The 6,443-nt window shown below is 71.3% G+C and carries 5 protein-coding genes and 1 pseudogene; 3 read left to right on the plus strand and 3 right to left on the minus strand.

Annotation, left to right across the window (positions count from 1 at the left end; genetic code table 11):
• Both D588_RS23765 and D588_RS0101505 read right to left on the minus strand, forming a co-directional pair.
• Positions 1-289 (minus strand): annotated as a pseudogene (locus D588_RS23765) (DUF58 domain-containing protein); the annotation flags it as partial.
• 5 nt (positions 290-294) lie between these two features.
• Positions 295-1,248 carry a MoxR family ATPase gene (locus tag D588_RS0101505; protein WP_026143250.1) on the minus strand — a complete coding sequence of 318 codons (954 nt, stop codon included), beginning with the start codon at positions 1,246-1,248 and terminating at the stop codon, positions 295-297.
• A gap of 36 nt (positions 1,249-1,284) precedes the next feature.
• Between D588_RS0101505 and D588_RS0101510 the strand changes: the two genes are divergently transcribed.
• The 3 genes from D588_RS0101510 to D588_RS0101520 are packed head-to-tail and all read left to right on the plus strand — an operon-like array spanning position 1,285 to position 6,010.
• Positions 1,285-3,129, plus strand: coding sequence for a glycosyltransferase family 39 protein (locus D588_RS0101510; RefSeq protein ID WP_017914725.1), 1,845 nt, complete (start codon positions 1,285-1,287; stop codon positions 3,127-3,129).
• Positions 3,130-3,179: 50 nt separating this feature from the next.
• Positions 3,180-4,169 (plus strand): glycosyltransferase family 2 protein, encoded by a 990-nt coding sequence (locus D588_RS0101515; protein WP_017912660.1) that lies wholly within the window; start codon positions 3,180-3,182, stop codon positions 4,167-4,169.
• Positions 4,166-6,010 carry a glycosyltransferase 87 family protein gene (locus D588_RS0101520; RefSeq protein ID WP_017914726.1) on the plus strand — a complete coding sequence of 615 codons (1,845 nt, stop codon included), beginning with the start codon at positions 4,166-4,168 and terminating at the stop codon, positions 6,008-6,010. Before D588_RS0101515 ends, D588_RS0101520 begins: the two co-directional genes overlap by 4 nt.
• A 1-nt stretch (position 6,011) precedes the next feature.
• Here the strand turns inward: D588_RS0101520 and D588_RS0101525 are convergent.
• Positions 6,012-6,443: Maf family protein (locus tag D588_RS0101525; protein WP_017914727.1), on the minus strand; the 432-nt coding region annotated here is incomplete at its 5' end.

The following is a 6,443-nucleotide window of genomic DNA, read 5'->3' on the forward strand; positions in this document are numbered from 1 at the left end:
GCTCGGCCGACAGCGCCTCCAGGCGCAGCCCGGACAACTGCAGGTGCGCGACGATGGCGCTGGCCATTGCGGCGGCGCCGAGCAGCATCGCCAGCAGCAGCGCCGGGTTGTTGTTGTAGTTCAGCGCGCCGAGCAGCATCGCCGCCAGCAGCAACGCCAGGAAGCCGCCGAACGGCGTCGGCAGGATGTAGATGCGGCGCCGGTCCAGATGCACCGGCAGCGCTTCCGGCGCGCGCGGCGCGGCCAACTGCGCCAGTCGCTGCCGCCAGTCGCGCCGCCCGCCCGGCATCGGTGTCAGTCCACCGCGACGCTGTGCAGGATCGCCTTGGCCAGGGCCTGGCCGGAGGCCGATTCCTGCTCGGCCACCAGGCGATGCTCGGCCACAGCCACGAACAGCGCCTGCACGTCCTCGGGCAGCACATGGCCGCGGCCGAGCAGCAGCGCATGCGCCTTGGCCGCGCGCAGCAGGGCGATGCCGGCGCGCGGCGACAGGCCCACCCGTACGCCCGGATGCTGGCGGCTGCGCGCCAGCAGCGCCTGCACGTAGCCGACCAGCGCCTCGCTGGCATGGATCTGCTCCACGCCCTGGCGCAGCGTGGCCATGTCGGCCTCGCCGAGCAGCGGCTGCGCCTGCGCGATCAGGTCGCGGCGGTCGCTGCCGCTGAGCAGCGCGCGTTCGGCCTCGGCGTTGGGATAGCCCAGCGCCAGCCGCAGCAGGAAGCGGTCCAGTTGCGAGTCGGGCAGGGGGAACGTGCCCGACAGGTCCACCGGGTTCTGCGTGGCGATGACGAAGAACGGGGATGGCAGCGGATGGGTGGTGCCGTCGAGGGTGACCTGCTGTTCGGCCATCGCTTCCAGCAGCGCGCTCTGCGTGCGCGGCGGCGCGCGGTTGATCTCGTCGGCGAGCAGCACGTGGGTGAACACCGGGCCGGGATGGAACTGGAACTGGCGCGACTGCGCGTCGTACACCGACACGCCGAGCACATCGGCCGGCAGCAAGTCGGAAGTGAACTGCACGCGCTGGAAGCCCAGTCCCAGGCTCGCGGCCAGCGCATGCGCCAGGGTGGTCTTGCCCAGGCCGGGCAGGTCCTCGATCAGCAGATGTCCGCTGGACAGCAGGGCGACAAACGCCATGCGCACCTGTTGCGGCTTGCCCAGGACCAGCGCATTGACCTGCTGCTGGGCGCGCGTGAGCGCCTCGCGCAACGTATCGGTTAGCATTTCCGGCAAGCGGGGCGGAGTAGGCATCGCATTCTCGCAACGGTTTCAGGGAGTTTACGGGCAATGCAAGGGGAACAACGTGCACGCAGCGTCTTCATCGTGCTGTGGACGCTCGTCACCGCCGCCAAACTGCTGGTCGCCGCGCGCCTGCCGTTGTTCGTGGACGAGGCATTCTATTGGCAGGAAGGCCAGCACCTGGCGCTGGCCTACTCGGATCTGCCCGGGCTGACCGCGTGGCTGGCGCGGCTGGGCGTGGCGCTCGGCGGCGATCATCTGCTGGCGCTGCGTGCGCCGTTCCTGCTGCTGGGCGCGGCCCTGCCATGGTTGATCGCACGCATCGCCACGCGCTGGTTCGGTGCGGTGGCGGGCTGGCGCGCCGGCAGCCTGGCCTTGCTGATGCCGTTGTCCGGCACCCTGGGCATCCTGGCGCTGCCGGACGTGCCGATGGCGCTGGCGACGATCCTGTGCATCGACGCCAGCGCGCGGCTGCTGCGCCAGACCGAGGCGATGAGCGCGGTGGAGCTGGCGCTGGGCCTGGTCATCGGCGCGCTGAGCCATTACCGCTTCGTCGGCGTGATCGGCGTCGGCGCGATCGCGCTGCTGCTGATCCCGCAGGGCCGGCGCATGCTGCGCGATCCGCAGGTGTGGGTCGCGCTGGCGCTGGGCATGGTCGCCTGGCTGCCGCTGCTGGCCTGGAACGCGGACAACGGCGAAGCCGGTCTCAAGTTCCAGTTGGTCGACCGCCATCCCTGGAGTTTCCAGCCCGCTGGCATCGCTTTCCTGCTGATCCAGTTGCTGCTGGTCACGCCGCTGCTGGCGGTGGCGATGACCAAGGTGGCGCTGATGGCCACGCGTGGCGGCAGCAGCGGCACGCGCGTGCAGTGGCGGTATTTCGGCCTGCTCGGCGGGGTGTCCACGCTGGGCATCTTCCTGCTCGGGTTCTTCACCGACGCCGAGCGGGTCAGCTTCCACTGGCCGCTGCCGGGCTATCTGGCGCTGCTGATCGCCACGCCGGTGATCCTCAACGGCTGGAGCAAGCCGCTGCGCCGTGCGACCTGGCTGCTGGCCGGGCTGGGCCTGGTCGGTGCGTTCGGCTACTACCTGGCGGTGTCGGTGCCGGCGGTGCGCGAGCACACCGCCGGCGACAAGTACTACCCGCGCAACTTCGCCGGCTGGCGGCCGCTGGCCGGCGCGGTGCGTCGCGAACTGGCGAGCATGCCGCCCGGCACCCAGGTGCTGGCGGACAACTTCAAGGTCGGCGCCGAACTCGGTTTCGAACTGCGCGACCCGGATATCCAGGTGCTGCCGCATCCGTTGAACGACAAGCACGGGCGCAGCGCACAACTGCAGCAGTGGGGTCTGCTCAGCGACGGCCACCGCGACGGTCCACGGCTGCTGGTGCTCTCGCCCAGCGACATGAAGTACCGGCTGCTGCTGCAGCGCTACCACGCGGTCTGCGACCTGGTCGGTCCGCTGCCGCCGCCGCGGGTGGTGTCCAGCGACCACGGCAGCCAGCGTTTCCTGCTGTTCGCGCTGCCGGCGCAGCGCGCGAGCGGGCCTTGCACCACGCCGGCGATGGCCTGGTTCAACACCCCGGACGTGGATGCCAGCGTCGACCGTCGCTTCGACGTGTCCGGCTGGGCGTTCAAGGACGGCGTAGGAATCGACCGGGTCGAGATACTGCTCGACGGCAAGGTCGCGGCGCAGGCGCACTACGGCGACGTCTACGACGTCACCAGGTTCTGGAAGATCTCCACGGATCCCAATCATCCGAACATCGGCTTCCGTGCCACCGTCGATGCCAGTGGCCTGGCACCGGGCACGCACTGGCTGGGCCTGCGCCTGCACGGCCGCGACGGCAGCGTCGAGGACTGGTGGGAACAACCGATCGTGCTGCGCCCGCACTGAGCTAGGATGGCGCGCCTTTCCACGCTGCCGCGCAGGACCGCACGCCGCCCATGTCCAGTTTCCCCTCCGATCGCCCCGCGGCCGCGCCGCGGATCGCGGTGCTGGTGCCCTGCCACAACGAGGCGGCCACCATCGGCCGGGTCGTGGCCGATTTCGCCACGCATCTGCCGGGCGCGCAGGTCCACGTGTTCGACAACAATTCCAGCGACGCCACCATCGCCCGTGCGCGTGCGGCAGGCGCGGTGGTGCGCGAGGTCGCGCTGCAGGGCAAGGGCAACGTGGTGCGGCGCCTGTTCGCCGACATCGAGGCCGACGTCTACGTGCTGGTCGATGGCGATGCGACCTACGACGCGGCGATGGCGCCGGCGCTGGTCGAGCGCCTGCTGCGCGACGGACTGGACATGGTGGTCGGCGCGCGCCGCAGCGACGAAGCGGCGGCGTACCGCGCCGGCCATCGCACCGGCAACGTGCTGCTGACCCGCTGCGTGGGTTTCCTGTTCGGCCGCAGCTTCGACGACATGCTGTCCGGCTACCGGGTGTTCTCGCGACGCTACGTGAAGTCGTTCCCCGCGCATGCCGCCGGCTTCGAGACCGAGACCGAACTGGCGGTGCACGCGCTGCAACTGCGCATGCCGGTCGCCGAGGTGGACACCGCCTACGGCGCGCGTCCGGAAGGATCGCAGAGCAAGCTGCGCACCTGGCACGACGGCACCCGCATCCTGCTGACCATCCTGCGCCTATTCAAGGCCGAGCGACCCTTGCTGTTTTTCTCGCTGGGCTTCGGCGCCTGCGTGCTGCTGGCGCTGGCGCTGGCAGTGCCGCTGTTGCTGACCTATGCGCAGACCGGCCTGGTGCCGCGGTTTCCCACCGCGATCCTGTGTTCGGCGTTGGTGTTGCTGGGTGTCCTGCTGCTGGCCTGCGGACTGATCCTGGACACGGTCACGCGCGGCCGCATCGAGGCCAAGCGCCTGGCTTACCTGGCGATCCCGGCCTGGCCGGCGGCGGACGCGCAGGGTGCGCATCATGGTGACGGCGCATGAGCACCACTGCTGCTGCGGCGCTGCCGCGCCCGACGCGCCGCCAGCGCCTGCTCGCCGCACTGGACCGCCGCTTCGCCTTCCACAGCCGCGGCAACGTGATCGCGGCGGGCGTGGCGGTCGCGCTGCTGGGCGGACTGCTGTCGCTATGGCTGGGCCAGGACGCCAACTGGGACCTGCGCAACTACCACCTGTACAACGGCTACGCCGTCCTGCACGGCCGCCTCGGCATCGACCTGGCGCCGGCGCAGATGCAGAGCTACTTCAATCCGCTGCTGGACGTGCTGCATTACGCGCTGTTCGTCGGCCTGCCTGCGCCGCTGGCCGGGTTCGCGATGGGCGTGCTGCATGCACTGGCGTTCCTGCTGCTGGCCGGCATCGTCTGGCAGGTGCTGGACCCGCGGCTGGACCGCGCGCGGCTGGTGCCGTGGCTGGCGCTGGCCGGGCTGTGCAGCGCCGCGTTCCTGTCCGAGTTCGCCGGCACCATGGGCGACAACACCAGCGCGCTGCCGGTGTTGGGCGCGCTGCTCGCCGCGCTGCACGCGCAACGCCGCCAGCAGGCCGCGGGGCAGGGCGTGGCGCTGGGCTGGTGGGCGCTGGCCGGCGCCCTGCTCGGGCTGGCGATGGCCTGCAAGCTGACCAACGCCCTGTTCGCGCTGGCCCTGGGCGTGGCCGCACTGGTCGCCGGCGGTCGCCCGCGGCAACGGATCGGCGGCGCCGCAGTGCTGACTACGGTGACGGTGCTCAGTTTCGCGCTGCTGGCCGGGCCGTGGCTGCTGCGGGTGTGGCAGACCTTCGGCAATCCGCTGTTCCCGCAGTTCAACAGTCACTTCCTGGCGCCGCTGGCGCAGCCGGTGGCGGTCAGCGACACGCGCTGGTTGCCGAAGACGCTGTGGGAGTGGCTGACCTGGCCGCTGCAGTTCTCGCTGGCGCCGAACCGGGTCAGCGAGGTGCGCCTGCGGCAACTGGTGTGGCCGCTGCTATATCTGCTGGGCCTGGTGGCGTTTCTGCGCTGGGCGCTGCGGCGTCCGCGTGCCTTCGCGCCGGCGGAGGTGGTCGCGCCGGCGTGGCGCGCGGTGCTGGTGTTCGTGGTGGTCGCCTTCCTCGCCTGGCAGGCGGCCTTCAGCATCCAGCGCTACCTGGTGGTGCCGGAGCTGCTGGCGCCGCTGCTGCTGTGGGTGGGGTTGCGGCGGCTGCTGCCGGCGCGCATCGCTGCGCCGGCGGCGCGCTGGACGCTGATCGCCTGTGCGGTCTTTGCGCTGTACGGCTGGGGCGAGTGGGGGCACGAGCGCTGGGCGTGCGAGGCGTTCCGGGTGCAGGCGCCGCCGATGCCGCAACCCGAGCGCAGCCTGGTGCTGCTGGTCGGCGATGCGCCGGAGTCGTGGCGCATTCCGTTCCTGCCCGCGCAGGCAGCCTACGCGTCGGTCGCCTCCAATTTCCCGGAAACGCCGGCCTACGCCGCGCGGGTGCGCGAGATGCTGGCGGCGCGCGGGCAGGGCTACGCGATGCTGCCGGCGGAAGTGGATCGCAATGTCGAACGCCTGCAGCGGCTCAATGCCGTGGCCGCGCGCCTGGGTCTGGACCGCGGCCCCGATTGCGCGTTGATGCGGCGCCTGGCGCGGCGCCCGGTGCGCGCCGGTGTGGAGGTGGATGCCGGTCGTTGTCGCTGGGTGCTGCTGCCGGAACGGGCCGTGGATGTCGCCGCGGCGGATCGCCAGACCCAGGCGCTGGCGGCGCAGCAACTGGCGCGCTACGGCCTGGCGCTGCAGCCGGGGTCCTGTCGGATCTACCAATCCTGGGTCGGGCAGGCGCGCTTCCCGTACCAGTGGTGCCGGCTGCAGTGAGTTAGGGCAGCACGAAGCCCGCCTCGCGCAGCAACTCGGACAGCGCGATCAACGGCAGGCCGATCAACGCGGTCGGATCCTGGGTCTGAATTGCGCGGAACAGGCTGATGCCCAGGCCTTCGCACTTGAAGCTGCCGGCGCAGTCCAGCGGCTGTTCGGCAGCGACGTAGCGGGCGATGGCGTCGGCCTGCAGGTCGCGGAACTGTACTTCGGTGAGATCGCAGGCGTGCAGGGTGCGTGTGCCGCGCTGCAGGCACACCGCCGTGTGGAAGCGCACGCTGCGCCCGGACATGGCCGCCAGTTGCGCGTGCGCCGCGGCCACCTCGCCGGGCTTGCCCAGCGGTTGGCCGTCCAGTTCGGCGACCTGGTCCGAGCCGATCACCCAGGCCTCCCCGGCAGTGGCCGCGACCGCCGCCGCCTTGGCCGCCGCCAG

Source organism: Xanthomonas sp. SHU 308 (genome assembly GCF_000364645.1).
GTDB lineage: Bacteria > Pseudomonadota > Gammaproteobacteria > Xanthomonadales > Xanthomonadaceae > Xanthomonas_A > Xanthomonas_A sontii.